The following is a 25,012-nucleotide window of genomic DNA, read 5'->3' on the forward strand; positions in this document are numbered from 1 at the left end:
TAAAGAGTATTTTAGATGGGAAAGTTCATACAAAGATTTATTAATTTGGCAAAAGGGGATTCAAATAGTGATTTTAACCTATAAAATAGCCAAACAATTTCCATCCAAAGAAATATATGCTTTGACAAGTCAGGTAAAAAGAGCAGCAGTTTCAATTTCTTCAAATATTGCAGAAGGATATGGAAGAAATGGAGATAAATCATTGAATCATTTTTTAAACATTTCGAGAGGTTCTCTATATGAATTAGAGACACAATTACTTTTTGTGAAAGAACTTGATTTTATTACTGACAGGAACTCTTTTGAAAAATTAAATTTTTTAATAGAAGAAGAAAGTAAAATGATAAATGCTTTTTCCGCAAAATTGGAATGCTAATCACTAATAACTAACAGCTAATCACCAAAAAATAAAAAAACATGAGTGCAGCAAAAAATATCAATATAAGCCTTCAGATTTGGCGTCAAAAAAACTCCAAAGAAAAAGGAAAAATGGAAACATATAAATTGAATGATGTTTCTACGGCAAGTTCATTTTTGGAAATGTTAGACCAATTGAACGAACAATTAGTAAACGAAAGAAAAGAACCAATCGCTTTTGACCACGATTGCCGCGAAGGAATTTGTGGAATGTGTTCTTTATACATCAATGGACGTGCACACGGACCAGATACTGGAATCACGACTTGTCAATTGCACATGAGAATGTTTAATGACGGGGATACAATCGTTATCGAACCTTGGCGTTCTGCAGCTTTCCCTGTAATTAAGGATTTGATTGTAGACAGAACTTCTTTTGATAGAATTCAGCAAGCAGGTGGTTTCGTTTCGGTAAATACTTCTGGAAATACTATCGATGCCAATGCAACTCCAGTTCCTAAAGATGATGCTGACAAAGCTTTTGAAGCAGCAGCTTGTATCGGTTGCGGTGCTTGTGTGGCTACTTGTAAAAATGGTTCTGCTATGCTTTTTGTTGGAGCAAAAGTTTCTCAATATGCATTATTACCACAAGGTAGAGTAGAAGCTACAGCACGTGTTTTGAACATGGTGCGTCAAATGGACGAAGAAGGTTTTGGTAACTGTACCAATACTGGAGCTTGTGAGGTAGAATGTCCTAAAGGAATTTCTTTGGAGAACATCGCTCGTATGAACAGAGAATATTTGTCAGCAAGTTTGAAATAGTATTTCAAATAATTATTATATCAAAAACGCATTCATTAATTTGGATGCGTTTTTTTATTGAGCCAAACATTTGAATCTGTTAAATCAATTTCGTGTCATCAATGTATCAATTTTCACTAATTTTATAGAATGAAAATTGCACTTATTCAATCCTCTTTATTATGGGAAAGCCCAAAAGAAAACCGAAATCATTTCGAAAAAAAAATTAATGGCATTACTGATAATGTAGATTTGATTGTACTTCCCGAAATGTTCACTTCAGGATTTACGATGAATCCACAAAATGTTGCAGAAAAGATGCAAGGCGAAACAATAACTTGGCTCATACATTTGGCAAAAGCCAAAGACACAGCCATTACAGGAAGTCTAGTTATTACCGAGAATGGGAATTTCTACAACCGGCTGGTTTTTGTTTTTCCTTCGGGGGAAATTCAGTTTTATGACAAAAAACACTTGTTTACGCTGGCAGGGGAAGACGAAATCTATACTGCCGGTAATAAAAAATTAATTATTGAATATAAAGGCTGGAAGATTTGCCCTTTGATTTGTTATGATTTGCGTTTCCCTGTTTTTGCCCGAAATGCAGAAGATTATGATGTGTTGATTTATGTTGCCAATTGGCCAAAAATCAGGATAAATGCTTGGGATGCTTTACTGAAAGCGCGTTCAATAGAAAACATGTGCTATGTTGTCGGAGTTAATAGAATTGGTGAAGACGATAATAAATTTCAGCACAATGGACATTCCCAATCGATTAATTTCTTGGGAGATTACATGCTGGAACCTGTGGAGTCTAAAGGTGTTTTTATTGTCGAATTGAATAAAGCGGAACTAATTTCAGCTCGAAAAAAATTCAATTTTTTAAGGGATCGGGATTCATTTGTTCTAAAATGAACTCATTTTGGATTTGCCTTTGTCTTTTTCTTTAGGCTTCTTCTTTTTCGGTTCGGGAGTATAAGGAATACTTAAATCGAAGGTTTCATGCATATCAAAATTAGCATGAAGGTTTATTTCTTTAGAATAATAAACGACTTCTTCGGTTTGTCGTTTTTCGAGATAATTTCCGGTGTCCCATTCCTTGTTTTTATTGTCATCATAAATGGCTCGAATGCCATATACACTTGGCTCAAGCAAATTAAATTCGATTTCTGTTTTACCTTCGGTATATTCACTGGCTTTTACTATATCTCCTTTGTCATTTGTCAATTCAATAATAACAGGAAAACGGTTCACATTTTTTAAGGAGAGAATCATACTCCCATAATCAGAAAAATTTCTAGTCTCTGTTTTAAAAGATAAAGTGTCATTCTTTTTTTCAAAAAAGTCGGTTACAGCGCCAGGCATCATCTTGAAATTATATTTTTGCGCTTCTTCGATTTTAAAATCAATATATAACTCCTGAGTAAACACATCATATGCTGTAGTAAATGGAACTGCAACCGAATCTTTGTTGATAAGCGTCATTTTAGATTTATCAAAACCCACCAAAGGAAGGCTGGATTCTAGCGTAAATCGGTCTCTAAAATTCAAAGACCCAGCTTGCAATGCTTTGATGCTTAAAGTGTCGTTTTTCTGTTTTTTAATTTTAATAGCATAATTTTTTGAGTATTTGCCTTTTGTAATATTTAGTGAAAGCGAATCAGTTTTCAGCGGTTTATACCAAACCTGCAAAGAGTCTTTTTTACTCATTTTAGTAATTATGGCAGGAATTATTTCATTTTGATTTTTCAAAGTGAGTTTGGTCAATTCGCCATTCCTTCCGGGATTTCCTTCATAACCTACGATTAATCGGTTTCCAGAAGCTTGGCTTGGCTTATTAGCTTTAAAAGGAAGTGTTTCTTTAAACAATTCCAATTCAAAAACGGTGTCATTAGGTATGGTAATAATTTGTTTGTTAAAGCCAATTAAATCCGATTTTGGATTGAATTTATTATTACTGTTATTATCTTTCATAGCAACCAGAAAGTATTTCCCGGCTTTTAAATTTTCCAAACGAAACGTTTTCAAGCTATCCAATGTATTGGTAATGTAACGGGGATTTTCTTTATAAATCGTAGAATCATTAAATTTTTCATTCGCTTCATAAAGCATAATCGAAACAAATGAGGCTACTTCTTTCTCATGCGCATCTTTTACCCTTCCTCCAAGAGCTAATGAATCGATATAATCACCAGTTGAAAACACATATTTAAATTGATTATATGGATTTCCCTCATTATTATCGGCAATACTTTGACCAAAATTCAGGCTATAAGTAGTATCAGGCGCTAAAGTATCATTTATGGTAATGGTCAATGTTTTCGTGGGCGTTGTAGGAAGGACAAGTAATTCATTCTTCATCGGAGGCGAAATAATCAGCTGCTTATTAAGATTTTTAAGCTTGATATTTTCGTCAAAAGTAAGTTTGATTTTATTTCCAGTAAACTTAACAGAATAATTTTCAGGATAACTGGATTTTAATGTAGGCGCAATAGTGTCTTTCAAACCACCTGTAATGGAGCCCCTTTTGGCACAGCTTATAAAAAAAATCAGAAGCAAAAAAGGAATATATTTAAAATGTTTTTTGAACATAATCAGCTAAAATTTGATTCTACAAAATAACAATTATATTTACTGTAATCGAAATATTTTGCCAATTATTAGGAGCTATTTCCTGCTGTCCGCTATATCTTTTTATAAAGCAAAGAAAAATTGCTTTATAAAAAGGATGCCGCTTCCATCAGGGCTAGGGCTTTAGAAGACCGAAACCCGCTTTTTAATGGGCATTTCTCATGTGAATTCATTAAATTTGCACCCAAAATAGATCTTCAATGAGCAATATTAGAATTACCAAGCAGTTTAATTTTGAAACAGGCCACGCTTTGTATGGTTACGATGGAAAGTGTAAAAATGTGCATGGCCACAGTTATAAATTATCTGTTACTGTTATTGGAAAACCAATCACCGACCGCAATAATGTAAAGTTTGGCATGGTCATTGATTTTTCAGATCTGAAAAAAATTGTAAAAGAAGAGATTGTCGATCAGTTTGATCATGCTACTGTTTTCAATGAAACAACTCCTCATATTGAATTGGCAAAGGAACTAAAATCTCGTGATCATCACGTAATTTTAGTTGATTACCAGCCTACAAGCGAAAACATGGTAGTCGATTTTTCTCAAAGAATTATTCGCCGATTACCCGAAAACATTAAACTTTTCTCTTTAAAATTGCAAGAAACCGAATCTTCATTTGCTGAATGGTTTGCAAGTGATAATCAATAATTAATAATGGAGTTCATGCAATTATCAAATAATAAAAAAATTTATTTCGCTTCCGATCAGCATTTTGGTGCACCAACTCCCGAATTGAGTTTTCCTAGAGAGCAAAAGTTTGTCGCTTGGCTAAACGAAGTAAAAGACGATGCCGAAGCAATATTTCTTTTAGGTGATTTATTTGATTTTTGGTTCGAATATAAGACTGTTGTTCCTAAAGGATTTGTTCGTGTTTTAGGCAAACTAGCCGAAATTCGCGACAGCGGAATTCCTATTTATTTCTTTGTGGGAAACCATGATTTATGGATGGCTGATTATTTTGAAACTGAGTTGAATATTCCAGTTTATCATGATAACAAAGAATTTACTTTTGGAGATAAAACCTTTTTAATTGGTCATGGTGATGGTAAAGGACCTGGTGACAAAGGATACAAACGGATGAAAAAAGTATTTACTAATCCGTTTTCAAAATGGCTGTACCGTTGGCTTCATCCGGATCTTGGAATGAAATTGGCACAATATCTTTCTGTGAAAAACAAACTGATTTCTGGCGATGCTGATGTCAAATTTCTAGGGGATGAAAACGAGTGGCTCATACTTTATGCCAAGCGAAAACTGGAAACTAAGCATTATAACTATTTTGTATTTGGACACCGTCATCTGCCAATGATTAAATCAGTAGGAGAAAATTCAGAATATGTCAATCTCGGCGATTGGATTAGTTATTTTACCTATGGAGTTTTTGACGGAGAAACATTCGAAGTGAAAAAATTTGAATAAATTTCATTCATTTTCACCATATGACTTTTTTAATCATATTCATTTTTTAAGGATATTACTTTTTTGAATTTTCTTTTTCAGACTTTTCTTTTGGTTTTTCATCAAATGCAGAAATTATTTTGTCAAATAATTTAGAAAGCAAACTCCTTTTTGCTGTAACTATTTCTGCAGTCCCAATCATATTTTTCGAAAAGGATAGCATTTGATTGTTGTCACTTTTTAGACCTTGTGGTAAATCAACAATTATAAGATAATAATTTTGTGTAGGGATTAAAGATATTGATTTTACTTTACCAATAAGTTTTCCAAACTCTTGGTAAGGATAGGTAATCAATTTTATAATTACAGATTGCCCTCTTTTAATTTTTCCTGCTCCATGGGGCGGTACTATTAAATGACCTAAGACTTTATTATCTCTTGGCAATACACTAAAAATGGGGTCACCTTGTTTTATTGTTTGATATGAAGTGATAAATTGCATCATGTCAACCTCTCCATCTTGTGGTACTTTAAGGACATATTTTGATTCCCAAAGATTTATCGCTTGTAGGAGTTGCTGATATGAATTTATCAATTTCATTTCTAAATCAGAAATATTCGCATTTCTTTGATAGTCTAATAAATTTTCATTTTGTTTATTATCGTTAATGTTAAAACTATTTTCAATATCTTTCGCTTCATAGTTTTTCAAATTTTCTTTTTCCCGTAAATAATTATGGTTGCTTTGTTCATATTCAGTTTTTATTATTAGCCCTTTAGAAAAAAGAATAGAGTCTTCCTCCACTTTGTTTTTTAAAAGTAGGATATCAGTTTTCTTAATTCTTTTAATACTTTGTCTCTGGCTCAGCATCTCAAGGTATTTCCTAGACTGCTGAATTAAGACCGTTTTTTTAGCATCAAATTCGTTGGGCATTTTAGCTTTTTGTAATGAATAAAGGACATTTAAAAGATTGAGATAATATTCTTCTATTTCGCCCAATCTGTAATCCATCGCAAAATTGAGATTTTCTTCTCTTAAATCGAAAAGATTACTTTGAAATTTATTCAGGACAATTTTGAGTTTAGAAATTTCTTCTTCATTGGCTGAATTTTCAATCACAGCTAAGAAATCACCTTTTTTTAAATATTTATGTGAAATAAACTGTTTCATTATTATTCGCCCTGAATTTTGAGCTACTATTTCAATAGGTGGATTTTCTGCTGTAACTTTTGCTTCTCCTATAATTATTTCTGGCGATTTAATAATTGACAATAAAAATATTGTAATACATATTATCGCTAAGAGAGAATAAAATAAAATAGAATTGAATTTAGGAAATTGATTTATGGTATCTGTAAATTCTTCAGAATGTTTAATTTGATTGTTCATTTGCTTCCAGAATCATTTGGTTTTGTATTAATCTATAATAAAATCCTTTTCTTGCTAGTAAATCTTTTTCAGTACCAATCTCTACGATATTACCTTTATCAAGTACTACAATATTATCTGCATTTCTTATAGTTCCCAATCGGTGAGCCACTATTATTACTGTTTTACCTTCAAAAATTTCGTTAAGATTTTTTATCAATATACTTTCATTGATAGAATCCAGTGAATTAGTTGCCTCATCTAAAAACAGATAATCAGGATTCTTGTATAATGCTCTGGCAATCATTATTCTTTGTTTTTGACCTTCACTTAGCCCTCTCCCATTTTCTCCCATTAAAGTGTTAAATCCAGCAGGCATACTTTCAATTTCATCTAATAAATTAACTCTTTTTATTACCTCATAGAATTTATCTATATTGTATTCATTTCCTAAAATAATATTATCCTTTATACTTTCTTTAAATACATCTGAATTTTGATTYACAACTCCTAATTTGTCTCGCCAGACCCCTAAATCAATAGAAGCCATATTTGCGCTTCCTATGAAATAGTCCCCTGATGTAGCCTTATATAATCTTGATAGTATTTTTAACAATGTACTTTTCCCGCTTCCGCTTGCTCCAACAATTGCAGTAATTTTTCCCTCGGGTATTGATAAATTTATATTGTTTAAAGTGTATTTAGGTGAATTATTATAATTGAAATAAATATTTTTTAAGACTAAAGATTTATTTTCAGGTAATGAACGATGGTAAATATTTTCTTCTAACTGTTCATCTGGAATATTACTGGATTCATTTATTCTGATAAAACTAATATATGCAGTTTGATAGGAGGAAATAAATTGAATTATCGTCATAAGTGGACCTTTGAGTTGTCCCAAAATGTATTGAACAGCAATCATCATTCCAAGAGTTATTTCACCCTCAATAACAAAATAAACGGCTAAAAAAGTTAAGGCAATGTCGGATAAAGTACTAATTAGATTACTTCCTACGGAATCAATTTGGTTGATTTTTAAAATTTTAAGATTGATATGATATAATTTTACCTGAACTTTTTCCCAAGACCATCTTTTACCTTGTTCATAGTTGTTATTTTTAATTTCCTCTATATGTGTTAAAAGCTCTATCCAATGGCTGTTATTTTTTGCTTTGAGTGCAAAAAATTCAAAATCCATTTTTTTTCTAACATTCCAAAAAAACAAAGTCCATGTAATATACAATACTGCACCTATAAGAAAAACTAAAAGTAAAATTGGCTGATATATGCATAGTATTATTCCAAATATAGTAAGGTTAAAGAAGGCAAGTACAATGCTAAAAGCAGAATTCATAATAAAATTTTCCATTCGATCATAATCCAATGCCCTTTGAAAAATATCGCCAACTAATTTGTTTTCAAAATACCCAAGTGGGAGTTTTAGTAATTTTATAATGTAGTTTGAAAGAATAGATATTTTAATCCTTGACGAAATATGGATGTTTATGGATTGCCTTATCCAGTTGCCTATACTAACACTAATGACTAATACTACATTTGCAATAAGAAGCAAAACTATAAAATTGTAATCTTTTGCTGTTATCCCAGTATCGACAATAGACTGAGTAATGAATGGTAAAATAGCTTGAACTAAAGTGAGTACTAACATCGTAAGAAGCAACTGAATCGTTTGCTTCCGGTATGGTTGTAAATGACTAATGAAATAATTAAAAGCGTAAATTTTAGATGGATTTGAAGATGGTTTAATATCGTTAAATTGATCTGTGGGTTCCAATAACAATAATATACCTTTTCCTGATTTTTCATTGTTCACACCAATCCATCGTTTTTCAAATTCTTCTTTGGTATATTTTACTAAACCTAAAAGAGGATCAGATACATAAATGTGTTTTGCTGTAGTTTTATAAATGACTATATAGTGTTTATTGCCCCAATGTGCAATACATGGAAATGGTATTTTATTATCTAAATTTGATAATGTCGCTTTTACCGGCAGTGACTTTAACCCTAATCTTTCTGATGTTAAACCAAGTTCATATAATGATAAACCTTCTTTGGAGATTGAAGAAAGTTCTCTAATTTCTTGTAAGGAAATAAACTTTCCATAAAATTTAGCAATAATCTGAATACAGGTAGGACCACAATCTTTGCCATCTAACTGTCTGTAATTTGGGAATCTACTCATGTAATTTTTTAAAACAATAGATGTAAAATAATTTTTCAAAATCATTTTTTAGTAGTATGCTTAGTAATCTGTCTATGACTTGAATATGAAACCAAATAGGTTGTTCATGAGGAATAGTTTTAAAATTTAGGTTCAAGTCTATCGTCTCAGTTTTTTTTAAAATTGTCAGTAATGTTTTTTCATTTTTTGAATTAGCTTCTAAAAACTTGTATTCGGTTTCTTTTCTTTTCTGAGTAAGATAATTTGAGGAATGTGTTTTCGAATTAAGTTTTCCAAGATAAAAATTATAAACATCTTCCATTTTTGCATTAATTTTTGAAAGATAAGGGGGTAATAAACTCCCTAAAAAAGCTTCTTTTGTTGAATCATTGCTGTTAATTGCATTCGTAAAATTAGTTAGAAATTGATTTACTGTTTTTTCATTTTTCTTTCCAATAAATTTTATTTCAGGATAGCAAAAAATGTTGTTATACGGGAAACTATATTGATGTTTTGAAAACATATTCTGGAAAAAAACTAACCATTTTTGTTTTTCAGTTTCAAATTCTAATTTTCTGTTGTCAAAAACAATATAGCATCCTTTTTTTTCCTGATGATCCTCATCGACTTGATAGACATAGAATTGAAGTTTAATATTCTCAGCTTTTATTTTTGCAATAATTTCTTTTAATTCTTGAAAACTGAATAAGTTTTCTACAAATAAGATAAGATCAGGCTGTAGATAATCATCAAAAATTAAATCATTAGAATATTTATTTTCCAGAGGTATATGATACTCATTAATAAAGGAGTTTAATTCTAAAAGACATTTTTTTTGATTGTTTTTGTGTGTTATTGAAATTAATTTCAAGATTTTTTTGGATTCAGTAGGAAAATATATGTTGAAATGTCTGCTTTTTATTTTTTCTGATTTAAAATGATATATTCCATTTAAAAAAAGAAAATAATCCATTAAAATTGAAACTATTTTTGCAATTATAACATGAAACTCAATTTGTGAAATTGAGGTGCTTAAAAATCCTTTGTACTCAGATAAATTGTAAAGTGTTTCATTAAGGCTAAAAGCCAAAACATCTTGTTTTTGTTTTGGATAAGAACTGATTATATAGTTTCTTACAAATTGTAAATCTTTGTTTTTGTCTACTATTACAATGCCCTTTGACAATACTAATCTGTAAAAATCACCTTGTTGATAATGTTTAGCCAAAATGCTGAAAACTTCAGTAATATTAAACTTAATGGTATTAATTTTAATACCCTCAAAGTAAAAAGATTCCTTTGATGCATATGAAAATTTATTACTGACCAACAGTAAATCAATATCATTTGCCTGAGTCGGATTATCAACATAACTACCAAATAAAATGCCCCCTTCAATGTCAGGAAAATAATTATTTAGAAAATTATCTATTAATATGTACTTCATTATTTTATTTTCATTTCTCTCCAGTTTTATAAAATAGTCAACTACAAGCGGATAGAATTTTGTTTAAATATCTTTTCTCTTTTTATAAATCGTTTAATCTAATTAATTTTCTTTCCGAAGTATATATTTGTTATATCTTTTTCCTACAAAAAAATCATTTGTTACAATGGTAGGAAATCGAAAATTAAATTAGCTTAAGTTTTCTGCACAGCATATAAAATGATTTCGTGTTTTTTGGTTTTATCTAATTATTATTTTTGGTTTTATAGATTTATCTAATGKACAATCATAAATAATGAAATTCTTTTCAACATATTTATTATATTCTTCCTTTAACTTATAATTATTTTTTACTTTAATTTTCATTTCTTTTTTAAATGTTTCAATACCATATGCATATCTTTCGGTTATGAACAAATTATCATCGTCATAAACAATAGGGAAAAATAGATCTATATAGTTTTTGTAGTCCTGAAATTGTTTATCGGTCAAAATTTCTAATAGATCTTGTACAATATTTATTTCATATATATAGAAATTATAATTGCCTTTAAAAAGCATTGTTTTTTCAGTAACCTCCTCTTTTTTGTTTTTGGTTAACGATGCTTTTAACTTCGAATCTGTATCATACATTTTAGAGAATTTATTATAAAAATACTCTGTTGGATTCAGTTTATCTCTTATCCGACCTATTAGTTTTACTTCTTGACTTTTACTAAATCCTGATGTTGCTGCCTTAATTTGATCAATTAATTTTTTTAAAATTAAGGTAGTATCTTTAGGGCAGCGTTTTTCATACCAAAAGTACCTAACGTAGCGTGCTTCATTAAGATCCTTTAAAGTGAGATTATTTCTTTTTTTCTCTATTATGTCATTTTCTTTGTATTTTTCAAAAGAACCATATTTGAAATCTATATAATCTTGAAGGCTTGAATACTTTTTATCTTTTTCTAAAACAAAGCTAAATGTCTTATCTGTAATCAATATGTTGAAAATTTCACCCAAATAAGTATAGTTTGTAAAATATACAATTGAAAACTCTTTTTTGTTTTCAATTAATTCAGTGATATTTTTGATTTCAGGCCTGTTTTCGAATAACATATATTTATCATTATTAAAAAAAACATACAAACGACCAATATAAAAAACTAAGTAACTATCCTTGTTTTGAATCAATATTGGTTTATCGTTATTATCAAGTTCAACATGATATACAGGAAATACTTTTGAGTTTTCAAAAAGAGCCTCTTTATCTTTTATGGGTTCAATTTTCTGCATTATACCTTTCCCGCTAGAATCCATATTGATTTGCTCATACATCATCTGTTTTTGCTCCTCGGTTTGTGAAAAGCAAAATACAGCTACTTGCAAGCAAATAGCTGTAAGTATTAATTTCATTCTCATTGATGAACACCTGTAATTTCATAGACACCATTGCTAAAACTTATTGAATCTTTGGGAATCCAGTCATAGTTACCGGTTAAACTATTTGCAATCCTATAATTCCAATCATTGTATTCTACTATAACCACTTCATGCGCAGTTGTTGTATTGTGGTTCTCAGGAGTTGGTTTATCAGTAATATAGTTTGCAATTACGGCATGATTTGCATCTAATGCAGCATTTACTTGGGTAACATTGTTTACTTGAGCTGTATTAAAATAGCCTTGAATCGCCCAAGTTGCTTGATTAGGGGTTAGTCCTTGGTTCCATGCTGTTCCGGGTAATAACCCATCTATTGCGTCAACATGTGCTGCAGTTGTAAGAGGATTCGTAGTATAACCCAAATAATTTGATACGAATGATATTGTATAACTTACACATGATCCTAGTGTGCTAAGCTGTAGCGGAACAGTTGCTGGTAGATTTGGCAAGCCATGACCGCCTGTGTCGCTCGAATAGCCACCGCCACCAGATCCATAATCCCAACCTTGGTTAGCATTCCCGTAGGAATCATCAGAATAATCAACAGTACCACCAAATGGATCATACCATCCGCCGCCACCACCATATTCGATTGTTATACCATCTCCATTGTCCCACCAGGTATTATACCAGTCGCCTCCTAAAACGGTTTTACTTTCAATGGGATTTATTACTTCTAAATCCATTGCCAGATCACTGATCTGTTTCTTTTTTTGTTTCATTGTGCCAATCATAGTTTAAAATTTAGAATTGTTAAAGAATTAAATTAATCTCATTTATTCGGAGTTTCAGTAAATACAAATCATTTGTTGCTTTTTGATATTCAAGTTTTATATTAAATGTTTCTACTAACTGAATTTTGTACTCTACTGTTGTTTTTCTTCCAAGTCTAAGGAGTTCTTCGAACATTTCATCTATAGTTTTGGATAGTCTTAATTGTTCAAATAGCGATTTTTTTTGTAAGATCAGAGATAATTTGTAATTTGATAGATCTTCTATTTCGCTATCAATTTTCTTTTCATTCTCTATATAGGTAAATTCAACATAATCTTTTTCTAGATTAGCTAAAGCCTTCTTCTTTCGTGCAGCCCCCCAATCCAAGATTGGAATTTTAGTTCCTATTGTCACAAATTGACTTTGTGCAGGAGTGTCGTATAAATTTGCAAAATCATTGGCTGTAGAATTCAATCCCATTCCTAATTGCAGGTTTACCGAAATTGCTCCTTCCTTTTTTACTTTTTCAATATTTGATTCGCTTTCCAATAATTTAATTGTTTTTTCTAGATCGAATCCATTGTTTTTAATTGAAAATTTCAATTCTTTTTTATCAATAGGGTAATCACCTTGATCAATTGCCTTTAAAGAAAAATCATTTTCATAATTCATTAAACTTTTTAAAGATTTGATTCCTGATAAAAACTCCATAGAATTTATGTTGAGTTGGCTTTTTAATTGTTCCAAAATTATTTTTGTTTGCTCTACTTCAATCTTTATCGTTCTTCCATATTTAAACTTTTGTTCTATCTCTATTAGATTTTTCTCCGTTTTGTCTATATTTTCTTTCAAAAGTTCAATTTTCATTTGAATTAACTGTGTATCAAGGTAAAGTTTTGATACTTCGTATTTTAATTTTATTTTTTCCTTCAAAAAATCTATTGAGTCTTTTTTTATATTCAAATAATTAAGTTGTCTATTCCATTTAAAGCTGTTAAAACCATTAATTGTTTGATTATATGAAATGCTAATCCAATTACTTGAGAAACTATTAATATTATTATTGAAATTTCTTGAACCGTTAATTGAACTTGTCAAGCTTAAAGATCCGCCAGTAAAAGGCAATGCCTGAGAAATTGTGAAATTTAGAGTAGAATTTAAGTAGTTTCGTTCAATAAATTTTTGACTCCCGTCTGATTGAATAACTTCTGAAATTGATCTTTGGTAGGGAAAAGTAATTGAGCTTGAAATTTTCGGTAATAGTGAAATTTTATAAAAGCTACTCTCAATATTGCTTCGAGAAAAATTATTGTAAATCATTTTCATTCTATTGGATTGTACCATAGCAATTTCATTTACTTGATCGATTGTCATTATTGTTTGCGATTTTAAAGTAAATGTCACCAAGAACACAAAAAAAGACAGTTTTAAGCTTATTCTATTCATTTTATAAATTGCTACAAATTTTTATAGCCTATACAATCTATATTTAACAGGAAATAAAAGTATATTTATGCGTGCAAATATTCCTATCGTGCGCAAATGTCTTATAATAAATATCAAATTACAATACCTACTTTTAGTGATATTTCAATTAATTTTGAGAAGTAAATGTAAATGGATAAATAGACCAAAGAAAGTGTTGTGATTATATATCCGAAGTATATTGGGAAAGGAAATTCAAAAATTGGTTACTCATACTGTAAATACTATTTTAAGGTACATAAAAACCCCATTTTTATATCTTGCGTAAATTTTTTTTAATACAATAGAAGGTCAAATACGGAAACAATATTTGATGTGTTAATAAGAAAGACGGCCCCTTTGTTATTAAGGGTTTGATACTATTAAATAGAATAAATATCGTAATTATTTACTTATGTAATAGTTGTTACCCATGATTTTCGTGCTCTTCCAGGTCTTTCTGCAAATCAAGCGTTCTAAATCCAGGTAATTTGATTCCAGTAAAAATCACTACCAATAGCGTCATGCTTCCTCCAAAAACAACTGCCGAAACTGCTCCCATTAGTTTTGCCGTCAATCCGCTTTCAAAAGCCCCCAACTCGTTAGAAGAGCCTACAAAAATGGAATTCACTGCCGAAACTCTGCCTCTCATATGATCTGGTGTTTTGAGCTGTAAAATCGTTTGGCGGATCACCACTGAAATTCCATCGGCAACACCACTGAAAAACAAGGCAAATACAGACAGCCAGAACCAAGGCGAAAGCCCAAAAACAATAATACATACACCAAAAGCAAAAATAGCCGACAGCAATTTTATTCCTGCATTTTTATAAAAGGGAAGATGTGCAGAAACAAACATTGTCAATAAAGATCCAACAGCTGGTGCAGCACGTAAAATACCAAAACCTTCTGGCCCAACTTTTAAAATATCCTGGGCGAAAATAGGTAAAAGTGCCACTGCACCTCCAAAAAGAACGGCCACCATATCCAGTGTCAAAGCTCCCAAAATAGATTTATTGGTAAACACAAATTTCACTCCTTCTTTTAGACTTTCCATTATAGGTTCGCCAATTTTTGGATTCAAGATAGGCTTAGCCGAAATTTGCGTTAAAGTTAATAATGCTAAAATGGAGCAGGCAAAAATGGAACACATTGACCAATGTACTCCTATCCAGGTAATCGAAAATCCAGCTACAGCAGGCCCTACAACAGCGCCAATTTGCCATACCGAACTACTCCAAGTGGCTGCATTGGGATAGGCTTTTTTAGGAACAATCAGCGCTAAAAGAGAAAAGATGGTTGGTCCAAGAAAAGAGCGGACCAAGCCTCCTAAAAAGACTAAAAAATAAATGGAATACAAAACAGTATTAGTAGACCAACTACTCACAATTCTTGGCCAAGTCAGCAAAAACAAACCAAAACTAATTATTGAAAAACCTAAAATACATTTAAGAAGCATTCCCTTTTTTTCTTTTTGATCCACTATGTGACCTGCAAACAATGCCATTCCAATGGCTGGAATCACTTCCATTAATCCAATAATTCCTAACGAGAGTGCACTTTTGGTTAAACTATACACTTCCCATTCTATGATGATAAATTGCATTGACCAGGCAAAAACCATAGCAAATCGCAATAACAAAAACACATTAAACTCTCTATAACGCAAGGCTGCGTAAGGATCTTTTACTTTCTTACTCATAATCTTTTCTATTTAATATCTTTCAATCGTAATTGAATGCTCACTTTATCATTCCATTCATTCTCATCGATGCAATATACGGCATCAAATTCTTTTTGATTGCACGTTAACTCTTTTTTCTTTCCTAATCCAAAGCCAATGGCAGTAAGGCCTTCGGAGTCATTTTGTTTTACAAATAGCTTTAAATGCTCATCTTCAGTTCCTAGTGTTTTGGCATAACCTGTGTCTTTTATTTTTTTGGTTAAAAAAACTGGGGTCATATTTAATGGGCCAAATGGCTCAAATTGTTTTAGGATCCGAATTAGTTTTGGGGATATGTCTTCAAAATTAATTTCGGCATCAATCGATATTTCCGGAGTTAATTGATCGGGATGAATGGTTTCCTGCACCGTTTTTTCAAATGCATTTTTGAAATTTTGATAATTTTCGGCTGCCAAAGTCATTCCTGCTGCATACATATGTCCGCCAAACTGCTCTAAATGCTCAGAACAGGCTTCCAAAGCATTGTACACATCAAATCCTTTTACAGATCGTGCCGAAGCGGCATATTTATCCCCACTTTTTGTAAAAACTAATGTGGGGCGATAATAGGTTTCTATCAACCGAGAAGCCACAATTCCAATAACTCCTTTGTGCCAATCTTCTTGAAAAACTACTGATGTGAAGTTTTTCTCTTCCTGATTTTGGGTAATTTGCTGGAGCGCTTCTTTAGTGATTTGTTTGTCTAAATCTTTTCGATCAGAATTATATTGTTCAATTTCGGAGGCAAATTGCTGTGCTTGCTCAAAATCAAATTCGGTTAATAATTCGACTGCATGATTTCCATGTTTGATGCGGCCTGCTGCATTGATTCTAGGCGCTATTATAAAAACCACATCGGTAATATCGAGTGTTTTCTTCTTTATCTGATGTATTAATGCTTTAATTCCGGGCCTTGGTTCTGTATTAATAACCTGTAAGCCAAAATAAGCCAATACACGATTTTCACCAGTCATGGGTACGATGTCGGCGGCTATTGCGGTAGCTACCAAATCAAGATACAATACTAAATCTTCAATGGTTTGATTTCTATTGCTACCCAAAGCCTGAATAAGCTTGAAGCCTACGCCACAACCGCATAATTCATCATAAGGATAGCTGCAGTCTTCGCGTTTTGGGTCAAGAACCGCAATGGCTTCTGGTAAAATAGCTCCAGGTCTGTGATGATCACAAATGATGAAATCAATGTTTCGCTCTTTTGCGTAAGCGACATGATCGATGGATTTTATGCCGCAATCCAAAGCAATAATTAACGAAAAGCCATTGTCATCGGCGAAATCAATTCCTTTGAAAGAGATTCCGTAACCCTCATCATAACGATCGGGAATATAAGTGGCAATGTTGGGATAATAGCTCTTCAAATAAGACGAAACCAATGAAACAGAAGTTGTCCCATCGACATCATAATCACCAAATACAAGAATGTTCTCTTGGTTTGCGATAGCTTTTTCGATGCGTTCTACCGCTTTGTCCATATCCTTCATTAGGTAAGGATCATGTAAATCGCTTAACGTTGGGCGAAAAAATTGTTTGGCCTGTTCAAAAGTTTCAATGCCTCTTTGTATTAATAAAGCAGCGACAAATTCTTCTATATTCAAAGCTTGGGCTAAGTGCTTTATTTTTTCATCAGCAGGTTTTGGCTTTAGGGTCCAGCGCATTTTTTTATGGAGGTTTTAGTGTCTAATTTTTTACATTTATGAAATAGAACTATTTCAAAATTAATGCTTCTCCTTCAAATTGAATTCCGTCCCAACCTGTTTTCATAAAATTGCGGATGTTTTGATGATTAGTTCCATTGGGGTCACCCAAAACTTCTTCAAAATAATAAGCTCCAAAACAGGCTAAAGTTTCCGCTTGAGATAAATTTTGCAATTGAGCAAAAGCAAATAATTTGCAGGAACCTGAATTTTCTCCGTTGGCATTGTGTTGCTCTCCATTTTTAAACGCTGTTGGAGTAAACGTGTAATTTTCTTCTATTGTTGCGATCGTTTCTGCGAATGTTATCGCTGCTGGAGTTTGTTTTAGTTTGTCTAAAAAGGTATTGATATTCATGTTTTTGTATTTATTCTTCTTCTTCTTTTTGAAATTTATTTTTCTTGGCTTCTTTTATAATTGTTTTTCCGGCAACGACTACGACAATTTCACCTCGGGGAGCTGTCTTTTCAAAATGAGTCAGCACTTCGCGAGCCGTACCGCGTACATTTTCTTCGTGCAGTTTGGATAATTCTCTGCAGACACAAATGATGCGGTCTTCGCCAAAATAAGTAATAAATTCGGCTAAAGTTTTGACTAATTTATGCGGGGAAACATACAGTACCATCGTGCGGGTTTCTTCTGCAAGTTCTAGGTATCTCGTTTGTCTTCCTTTTTTTTCAGGCAAAAAACCTTCAAAGACAAATTTATCATTCGGTAATCCGCTATTGACAAGAGCAGGTACAAAAGCTGTAGCACCAGGCAAACATTCTACTGCAATTCCGTTTTCTATGCAGGCTCGGGTCAGTAAAAATCCCGGATCCGAAATGGCTGGAGTTCCTGCATCCGAAATTAAGGCGATGTTTTCGCCGGCTTTCAATCTGGAAATTACATTCTCGATTGTTTTGTGTTCGTTGTGCATGTGATGGCTGTGCATGTGTGTGCCAATCTCAAAATGCTTGAGCAATTTACCGCTGGTTCTGGTGTCTTCGGCTAGAATTAAATCTACTTCTTTAAGAATCCTAATGGCTCGAAAAGTCATGTCTTCGAGGTTGCCGATAGGAGTTGGTACGATATATAATTTTGACATTTTTCTTGCTTAAAGAAAGGATTTAATAAAATAGAATAACTGATTTAATTCTTTTAAAACGACAAGAATTTTTTCTCTATGATTTCCATAAAACGGTGTTCATATTCTTCTTTTCCTTCCCAGTTATTATAATCCGGCTTCACTAATTCGTCGATGAAAGTTTTAGTTTCCATAAAAGTATCAAATGTTATCAATTGGTTGAGAACACGGTTATAATCCTCATTACTTCCGCCAAATAAATGTTTGACAAATGCGATTCGGTCATTCAGCCCAATATTGATTTCTTTTGCCAGTTTGTCATTCAAAGTAATTGATTTGGGCTCTTCTTTTTCGAAACTGGTTTGAGGAGCAGCTAAAATTGGTTCTTTTTCGAGCTCAAAAGAGGGAGTTGTTTTGATGGTTTCCGGCTCTTGTTTTTTATCCGATGCTGAAACTTTTACAAAATCAGGGTCAGTATATTTTCCGCCTAGAAGATCGTCAAAAGAAATTTGAACAACATCTTTTTTCTTTGGCGTTTCTTCTGGTTTTACAGACTCGATTGGTTCGGCAATTGGTTCAATTTCTGTTTCTTCTAAAATAAACAATGGTTTTTCAATTGGTGTCTCTGCTTCTAATTTTTCAGTAATAATTTTTCCTGATTCTTCTGCCACTGCTAAAGGTTCAGGAATTATTGAAATAGGAAGTTCCTCGGTTGCAGTAAGGACTGCTTCTGGTTCAATTTTGTTTTCTTCTACTTTTACTTCTTGATCAATAGTTTCAATTACTGGAGTTTCATTTATCGCTGTGTTAATAATTACTGCAGGCTTTTGAAATTCAGGAACGGCTATGCTCTCAAAAAATTCTTTCATTTTCTCTACAACTTCAGCTTGGCCAATAGTAGGTTTGGGTTCTCCAAAATACTCTTCAACAAATCGTAAAACAGCTAATTTTTCATATAATTTTTGTGTTTCCAAATAAAGCTGATTAATGTCAGATTTATTTTTAAGTTGTAAAATTCTATGAGCAATGCTGATTAAATCGGCTTCTAGTTTTTTTTGCATAACTTTTGAAATTATAATGAATATGTGGCTTTATATAAAATTGTTCTTTATTGGTAATGGATGAAGCGGATTAAATTTCTTTTTCAATTTTATTATTGAAATAAGACCTCTCAAATTTTCGAATTGATAAAAATTATCTACTTTTGAAACGAGGTAAAATAGAAGTTTACCCCAATTGATTTATTACCGTTACAAAGTAATAAAAACTATTCATTTTTTAAGGCAGAAAAATACAAAATGTTTCTCGAAAACACAGTAAATCATAAAGAGCAGTTTGGATGGATTGAGGTCATCTGCGGATCCATGTTTTCGGGAAAGACCGAAGAACTCATCCGTAGATTGAAGCGGGCTCAATTTGCTAAGCAAAAAGTAGAGATTTTTAAACCCGCTATAGACACCCGTTATCATGATGAAATGGTCGTGTCCCACGATAGCAACGAGATTCGTTCTACACCCGTTCCAGCAGCAGCTAATATTGCTATTTTGGCACAAGGCTGTGATGTAGTCGGGATTGACGAAGCGCAGTTTTTTGATGACGAAATTGTTACGGTTTGCAATGACCTTGCCAATCAGGGGATTCGTGTGATTGTTGCCGGTTTGGATATGGATTTTAAGGGAAATCCTTTTGGCCCAATGCCTGCACTTATGGCTACAGCTGAATATGTTACTAAAGTGCATGCGGTGTGCACCCGAACAGGGAATTTAGCCCACTATAGTTTTCGCAAGACTGATAATGACAAACTAGTAATGCTTGGAGAAACTGAGGAATATGAGCCGTTAAGCCGTGCTGCTTATTATCATGCGATGCGCAAAGATGAGGAGCAGAAGTAAAATAACAAACCCTTTCAAATGTTTAAATTTTGAAAGGGTTTATTTTTAATCAGTTGAATTTCTCAAGGCTCTGCTCGGGGTAATTCATTTTCTAAATTTAATTTCGTGCTATTTATTGTTTTTCAGCCTTTTAAAATCCTCAATATACAACCCTTTGGCAGTATTTGTAGGGTTGAATGCAGTAAGGTTGCCAATTTTTAAAGACAAAGAGAGGTCGGTGGTTTTTGCTGTAGTTCGCATAGTTTGGCCCGTAATTAATTCGATGGCTTTCTTTAAACAAGGATCTTTTACGTTTCCAAATTCAACCAGATTTAAGAAAGTGCTATAAGGATTGATTTCGTAATCAGGTTTAATATTCGCTGGATTTGCGTCTTTGTCTTTGTTATAATATGAAAATGTAATGGGTTGCAATTGCCATTTGTGTTTGGTGCTTCGATTGACATAGGACGTATAACCATAAGCAGGAGAATCATATAGTGTGTTTGAGCCTACAAATTTGCCAACGGTTTCTTCACCTATTGTGATTACGTTAATGTATTTTTTTAGGCATTGTATGGTAAGCTCACTCGCAGAAGCGGTTTGAAAACTTACCAGCACATATATTTTTGTCAAAGCGAGGCTGTTTATACTTTCTTCTCTCTGAAAAGTTGGTTGATTATCAACTAAGTTGAAAATTTTTACTTTTTCGGAAAGATTTTCATAGCCATCATCACTATTGTGTTTATCATTGAAGTCTAAATAAATATATGGTTTATTGGTAAAACTCCCGTTAATCATTTGTGCCAGAGCTACTGCCGTTTCTAATGAGCCGCCTCCATTGTATCTTAAATCTAAAACCAATTCGTTAATTCCATCCGATTGCATTTTAGCGAAAGCCAAATTGAGTTCATCATTATAATTTGATTTGAAAGCATTAAAAACCAAATAACCAATGTTCTTTCCTCCATAAACTTTCTTTTCGTAATAAGCAACTGGGTTTTCGTCAATTTCGGCTTTTGCTATAGTCACAGTTCCTGCTTTGTCTGTGGTTACCATACTACTGCTTGTAAATTGCACGCTTGCTGCCAAAGTAATTGTGAGTTGTGTGTTTTCTAGTTGGTCATAATTACTTGAAGTAAGCTGGCTTCCATTTATTTTTGTAATAACGTCGCCTCTTTTCAATCCAGCCAAAGCTGATGGTGAGTCAGGTACAATGTAGTTAATTAAGGCTACCATATTTATATTGGATGCATCTTTAGGATAAATTGCATAACTAAAACCACCTTTTTTTTCGACTTCTGCAATTTTTGAAGCATGCACTATCTCATTACTATTTTCAATCCAAGAAAATTTATCAACAGTTCCTCTTTGATATAGGAGTGAATAAAAAAGCGCATCGGGAGTTTTCCCGTTAATAAAATTGTTATAGACTGCGGTAGAAGCGATTTTGCTGTCAGACAAATCGGCAACATTGGGTTGCCAGTAATACCAAGAATTCATAGCTTTCCAAACAAAGTTGTTAATCTCGTCTGGCTTGGTAGCTGTGGTTTCATTAGAGTCAGAATCAGAATCCTTGCTACAAGCTGTAAAGACCAATCCTAGAAACAATGTTATAATAATATATTTTAATTTCATTATTTTTTCAATCGTTTAATTTAAGTTAGATTTGTGTGTATAAAACTCTAAAAGTATGAAGAATAGTATTCCAAAAGCCGTCTTTTTATTGTTTTCTTTCGGAATTTTTTTTCTTTTTTCCTGCTCCAGACAACTTTTAGATATTAAAAACCAAACGTATAAAAGTTATAACAGGAATAGTGAGAGAGGATATGTAGTTAGTTTTAAATTAAATAACATTGCAGTTATTCCTAAATCGGTTGTGATTAATGGTATTGTTCAGGATATATCCGAAGCAAACAAAATTGGTGATGCTTACCAAGTAAATGTGATTGCACAAACTGCCATAATTCATAATTATCAAGTAAAATTAGATAAAAAAGAAAATGGAATTTATTTTGAGAAAAATTCCGATATATTTTTTCAACCTGTAAAATTTAAATTAATCACCGATTAATTCTTTTTTAATGAAAATCAAAAGGAGTGAAAAATCTAAAATTCTAGTAATGATTCCAAAGGGATTCTTAACTTTAATAAAACTGCAAAATAAGGACTATTCCATTGCTATTTTTTTTAACTTTGATGTAAAATGGACTACCATGGACTTACAAACCCGAAAAATAGCGGATTCAATCAACGGTCGAGTTATTGAACATAATGATTTATTAGCAGAAATTAAAGAATGGGATTAAAAACTACTAAACTAATTATCTCAATTATTTAATTTTATATTTTTCAAATTCAAAATGAATTTATCCCTAAAAAAAATCGCTTCAGTTCTGAATGCTAAAGAAATTGGAAATACTAATGATTTAGAAATTGACACTATTTCAATCGACAGCCGTTCCCTGCAGAACAATGAAAAAACACTCTTTTTTGCATTAACTGGAGCTCATAACGATGCACATATATACCTTAAAGATTTAATTGGAAAAGGCGTTCGTAATTTTGTAGTTACCCATATTCCTGAGGGACTTAAAGGGAAAGCCAATTTTTTAATTGTAGAGAATACTCTTGTAGCTTTACAGAAAACTGCGTCGTATTACCGAAGTCTTTTTTCGTTTCCAATTATTGGAGTTACAGGAAGTAACGGCAAAACAATCGTAAAAGAATGGCTTAATTTCCTGTTGAGTCCCGATTATAATATTATCCGAAGCCCGAAAAGCTATAATTCTCAGGTTGGCGTTCCGTTATCGGTGCTTGCAATTAATGAACAGCATAATCTGGGTATTTTTGAAGCGGGAATTTCGACCGTTTCTGAAATGGAGAAACTTCAGAAAATCATTCAGCCAACAATTGGAATCTTAACTAATATAGGTTCGGCACACGATGAAGGTTTTGAAAATCTAGAAGAAAAAATCAAAGAAAAGATGTTGCTTTTCAAAGATTCGGAAGTAGTGATTTATCAAAAGAATGATAGCGTAGAACAATTTATTAGTTCAAAAACTAAAGCTATTTCTTGGTCTTTTACAGATACAACTGCAACAGTTTTTGTTTCCAAAAAAGAGCATACACACGAAAGCATAGGTATTGAATATACTTATAAAGGAAGTGTTTCGAACTTGAAAATTCCTTTTGTGGATGATGCTTCGGTCGAAAATGTTATATCCTGTCTTTTGGTTTTATTATATATGGAATACGATGCCAAAACGATTCAGAATAGAATAGAATTGCTGTATCCCATAGAAATGCGTTTGCAGGTAAAAAAAGGAATCAATAATTGCAGTTTGATTGATGACAGTTACAGTTCCGATTTTCAGTCTTTAAAAATTGCCTTGGATTTTCTCGAAAGTCAAAAACAGCATCAGAAAAAAACAGTAATTCTTTCAGATATTTTTCAAAGCGGATTGTCCAATGAAGTTTTGTATTCTAAAGTTGCGGAGTTGATTATTTCTAATGACATTAGCCGTTTTATAGGAATTGGTGAAACGATTTCCACATTGAAAACAAAGTTTCTCAACGCCTCTTTTTATAAAGGCACCAATGAATTTTTAGCTCATTTGGAATCATTGAGTTTTGAAAATGAAACCATTCTGATAAAAGGAGCGAGGTCTTTTCAGTTTGAAGAAATAGTGTCAGCGTTTGCCGAGAAAACACACGAAACAGTTCTTGAAATCAATTTGAATGCGATAAGCCATAATTTTAATTTCTTTAAATCAAAACTTAAGCCCACAACCAAAATGATGGCGATGGTAAAAGCTTTTGGCTATGGAAGCGGAGGATTTGAAATTGCAAAATTATTGGAACATCACAAAGTAGATTATTTGGGAGTGGCTTTCGCGGATGAAGGAATTTCTTTAAAAATGGCAGGCATAAAATTACCCATTATGGTTTTGAATCCCGAAAACACTAGCTTTCCGGCTATCATTCAGCACCAATTGGAACCTGAAATTTATAGTTTAAAAGGATTGAATGCTTTTTTGAAAATTGCCGAACAGAAGAAACTAAAAGACTTTCCTATTCATATAAAAATGGATACAGGAATGCATCGTCTGGGTTTTGAAGCCAATACAATCGATGATTTAATAACTACTTTGAAAGGAAACCAAACCGTCAAAGTAAAGAGTGTTCTGTCTCATTTGGCTACAAGCGATGATTTGCAGCACAACGATTTTGTACAGTATCAAATTAGTTTATTCGAAAGATTATCTTCTCAATTAATGAATGAATTGGAGATTACTCCTATTCGCCATATTTTGAATACTTCGGGAATCAGTAATTTTCCGCAGGCACAATATGATATGGTCCGTCTAGGGATTGGTCTTTATGGAGTTTCCAATGACCCGGACGAGCAAAAATATCTTGAAAACGTGGGAACCTTAAAATCTATTATTTCTCAAATCAGAACCATACAATCCGGAGAAAGTGTAGGTTACGGCAGACGATTTATGGCAAACAGGCAAACAAAGATTGCCACAATTCCTATTGGGTATGCCGATGGAATTGCCAGAAGCTGGGGAAATGGTGTGGGATTTGTAACAATAAAAAATAAAAAAGCAAGTATTCTTGGAAGTGTCTGTATGGATATGCTAATGGTTGATGTAACTGAGATTGACTGCAAAGAAGGGGATTCTGTAATGATTTTTGGCGAAAGCCCGACGGTAACTTATATGGCCGAGCAATTGAAAACGATTCCGTATGAAATACTTACCAGTATATCACAACGTGTTAAGCGAGTTTTTTACCGAGAATAAGAATTATTTTTAAAATAAAATGATTATATTCG

General features: G+C 32.5%; 22 protein-coding genes. 9 read left to right on the forward strand and 13 right to left on the reverse strand.

Annotated elements, in window-relative coordinates; translation table 11 throughout:
* The first annotated feature begins 43 nt into the window (after window positions 1–43).
* The 3 genes from AC1DVP_RS02980 to AC1DVP_RS02990 all read left to right on the forward strand — a co-directional run bounded on the left by AC1DVP_RS02980 (window position 44) and on the right by AC1DVP_RS02990 (window position 2,073).
* Window positions 44–376, forward strand: coding sequence for a four helix bundle protein (locus AC1DVP_RS02980; protein ID WP_477182159.1), 333 nt, complete (start codon window positions 44–46; stop codon window positions 374–376).
* 41 nt (window positions 377–417) lie between these two features.
* Window positions 418–1,179 (forward strand): succinate dehydrogenase/fumarate reductase iron-sulfur subunit, encoded by a 762-nt coding sequence (locus AC1DVP_RS02985; protein WP_477182066.1) that lies wholly within the window; start codon window positions 418–420, stop codon window positions 1,177–1,179.
* Window positions 1,180–1,308: 129 nt separating this feature from the next.
* The gene (locus AC1DVP_RS02990; RefSeq protein WP_477182067.1) at window positions 1,309–2,073 is read left to right on the forward strand and encodes an amidohydrolase; all 765 of its coding nucleotides are present in this window, start codon (window positions 1,309–1,311) and stop codon (window positions 2,071–2,073) included.
* Here AC1DVP_RS02990 and AC1DVP_RS02995 read toward each other — a convergent pair.
* Entirely contained in the window at window positions 2,065–3,750 is a 1,686-nt protein-coding gene (locus tag AC1DVP_RS02995; RefSeq protein ID WP_477182068.1) for an Ig-like domain-containing domain, read from the reverse strand. The two genes, AC1DVP_RS02990 and AC1DVP_RS02995, sit on opposite strands and share 9 nt — an antisense overlap.
* Before the next feature lie 239 nt (window positions 3,751–3,989).
* Here AC1DVP_RS02995 and AC1DVP_RS03000 point away from each other — a divergent pair, with 239 nt between their 5' ends.
* Both AC1DVP_RS03000 and AC1DVP_RS03005 read left to right on the forward strand, forming a co-directional pair.
* A complete protein-coding gene (locus tag AC1DVP_RS03000; RefSeq protein WP_100432908.1) occupies window positions 3,990–4,442 on the forward strand; it encodes a 6-pyruvoyl trahydropterin synthase family protein in 453 nt (150 codons plus the stop codon).
* Window positions 4,443–4,457: 15 nt separating this feature from the next.
* The gene (locus AC1DVP_RS03005; protein ID WP_477182069.1) at window positions 4,458–5,213 is read left to right on the forward strand and encodes a UDP-2,3-diacylglucosamine diphosphatase; all 756 of its coding nucleotides are present in this window, start codon (window positions 4,458–4,460) and stop codon (window positions 5,211–5,213) included.
* Window positions 5,214–5,268: 55 nt separating this feature from the next.
* Here the strand turns inward: AC1DVP_RS03005 and AC1DVP_RS03010 are convergent, their stop codons facing one another.
* From AC1DVP_RS03010 to AC1DVP_RS03060, 11 genes are all read right to left on the reverse strand, one after another.
* Entirely contained in the window at window positions 5,269–6,582 is a 1,314-nt protein-coding gene (locus AC1DVP_RS03010; RefSeq protein WP_477182070.1) for a hypothetical protein, read from the reverse strand.
* Window positions 6,566–8,770, reverse strand: coding sequence for a peptidase domain-containing ABC transporter (locus AC1DVP_RS03015; RefSeq protein WP_477182071.1), 2,205 nt, complete (start codon window positions 8,768–8,770; stop codon window positions 6,566–6,568). The genes AC1DVP_RS03010 and AC1DVP_RS03015 overlap by 17 nt, the downstream gene beginning before the upstream one ends.
* A complete protein-coding gene (locus AC1DVP_RS03020) occupies window positions 8,763–10,196 on the reverse strand; it encodes a hypothetical protein (RefSeq protein WP_477182072.1) in 1,434 nt (477 codons plus the stop codon). Before AC1DVP_RS03020 ends, AC1DVP_RS03015 begins: the two co-directional genes overlap by 8 nt.
* Before the next feature lie 240 nt (window positions 10,197–10,436).
* Complete coding sequence (locus AC1DVP_RS03025) at window positions 10,437–11,594, reverse strand: hypothetical protein (RefSeq protein ID WP_477182073.1); 1,158 nt, start codon at window positions 11,592–11,594, stop codon at window positions 10,437–10,439.
* Between the two features lie 2 nt (window positions 11,595–11,596).
* Window positions 11,597–12,343: a hypothetical protein gene (locus AC1DVP_RS03030; RefSeq protein WP_477182074.1), complete on the reverse strand. Its 747-nt coding sequence runs from the start codon at window positions 12,341–12,343 to the stop codon at window positions 11,597–11,599.
* 31 nt (window positions 12,344–12,374) lie between these two features.
* Window positions 12,375–13,709: a TolC family protein gene (locus AC1DVP_RS03035; RefSeq protein ID WP_477182075.1), complete on the reverse strand. Its 1,335-nt coding sequence runs from the start codon at window positions 13,707–13,709 to the stop codon at window positions 12,375–12,377.
* Window positions 13,710–14,226: 517 nt separating this feature from the next.
* Entirely contained in the window at window positions 14,227–15,501 is a 1,275-nt protein-coding gene (locus AC1DVP_RS03040) for an MFS transporter (RefSeq protein ID WP_477182076.1), read from the reverse strand.
* A gap of 8 nt (window positions 15,502–15,509) precedes the next feature.
* Window positions 15,510–17,198 (reverse strand): single-stranded-DNA-specific exonuclease RecJ, encoded by a 1,689-nt coding sequence (recJ, locus tag AC1DVP_RS03045; RefSeq protein WP_477182077.1) that lies wholly within the window; start codon window positions 17,196–17,198, stop codon window positions 15,510–15,512.
* Window positions 17,199–17,247: 49 nt separating this feature from the next.
* Window positions 17,248–17,592 carry a HopJ type III effector protein gene (locus AC1DVP_RS03050; RefSeq protein WP_477182078.1) on the reverse strand — a complete coding sequence of 115 codons (345 nt, stop codon included), beginning with the start codon at window positions 17,590–17,592 and terminating at the stop codon, window positions 17,248–17,250.
* Window positions 17,593–17,602: 10 nt separating this feature from the next.
* Entirely contained in the window at window positions 17,603–18,322 is a 720-nt protein-coding gene (rsmI, locus tag AC1DVP_RS03055; protein ID WP_477182079.1) for a 16S rRNA (cytidine(1402)-2'-O)-methyltransferase, read from the reverse strand.
* Window positions 18,323–18,375: 53 nt separating this feature from the next.
* Window positions 18,376–19,362: a hypothetical protein gene (locus AC1DVP_RS03060; RefSeq protein WP_477182080.1), complete on the reverse strand. Its 987-nt coding sequence runs from the start codon at window positions 19,360–19,362 to the stop codon at window positions 18,376–18,378.
* Window positions 19,363–19,599: 237 nt separating this feature from the next.
* On the opposite strand from AC1DVP_RS03060, the gene AC1DVP_RS03065 reads away from it, so the two are divergent.
* Window positions 19,600–20,193 carry a thymidine kinase gene (locus tag AC1DVP_RS03065; RefSeq protein ID WP_315198270.1) on the forward strand — a complete coding sequence of 198 codons (594 nt, stop codon included), beginning with the start codon at window positions 19,600–19,602 and terminating at the stop codon, window positions 20,191–20,193.
* Between the two features lie 108 nt (window positions 20,194–20,301).
* Here AC1DVP_RS03065 and AC1DVP_RS03070 read toward each other — a convergent pair whose 3' ends face one another.
* The gene (locus tag AC1DVP_RS03070; protein ID WP_477182081.1) at window positions 20,302–21,807 is read right to left on the reverse strand and encodes a S41 family peptidase; all 1,506 of its coding nucleotides are present in this window, start codon (window positions 21,805–21,807) and stop codon (window positions 20,302–20,304) included.
* A gap of 55 nt (window positions 21,808–21,862) precedes the next feature.
* Between AC1DVP_RS03070 and AC1DVP_RS03075 the strand changes: the two genes are divergently transcribed.
* Genes AC1DVP_RS03075 through AC1DVP_RS03085 form a run of 3 tightly spaced genes read left to right on the forward strand, consistent with a single transcriptional unit; the run spans window position 21,863 to window position 24,980 of the window.
* The gene (locus AC1DVP_RS03075) at window positions 21,863–22,243 is read left to right on the forward strand and encodes a hypothetical protein (protein ID WP_477182082.1); all 381 of its coding nucleotides are present in this window, start codon (window positions 21,863–21,865) and stop codon (window positions 22,241–22,243) included.
* Window positions 22,244–22,253: 10 nt separating this feature from the next.
* Window positions 22,254–22,478, forward strand: a complete 225-nt coding sequence (locus AC1DVP_RS03080; RefSeq protein WP_477182083.1) for a hypothetical protein — start codon at window positions 22,254–22,256, stop codon at window positions 22,476–22,478.
* Between the two features lie 54 nt (window positions 22,479–22,532).
* A complete protein-coding gene (locus tag AC1DVP_RS03085; protein WP_477182084.1) occupies window positions 22,533–24,980 on the forward strand; it encodes a bifunctional UDP-N-acetylmuramoyl-tripeptide:D-alanyl-D-alanine ligase/alanine racemase in 2,448 nt (815 codons plus the stop codon).
* Window positions 24,981–25,012: the final 32 nt, after the last annotated feature.

This window comes from Flavobacterium sp. P3_A6 (assembly GCF_056403035.1).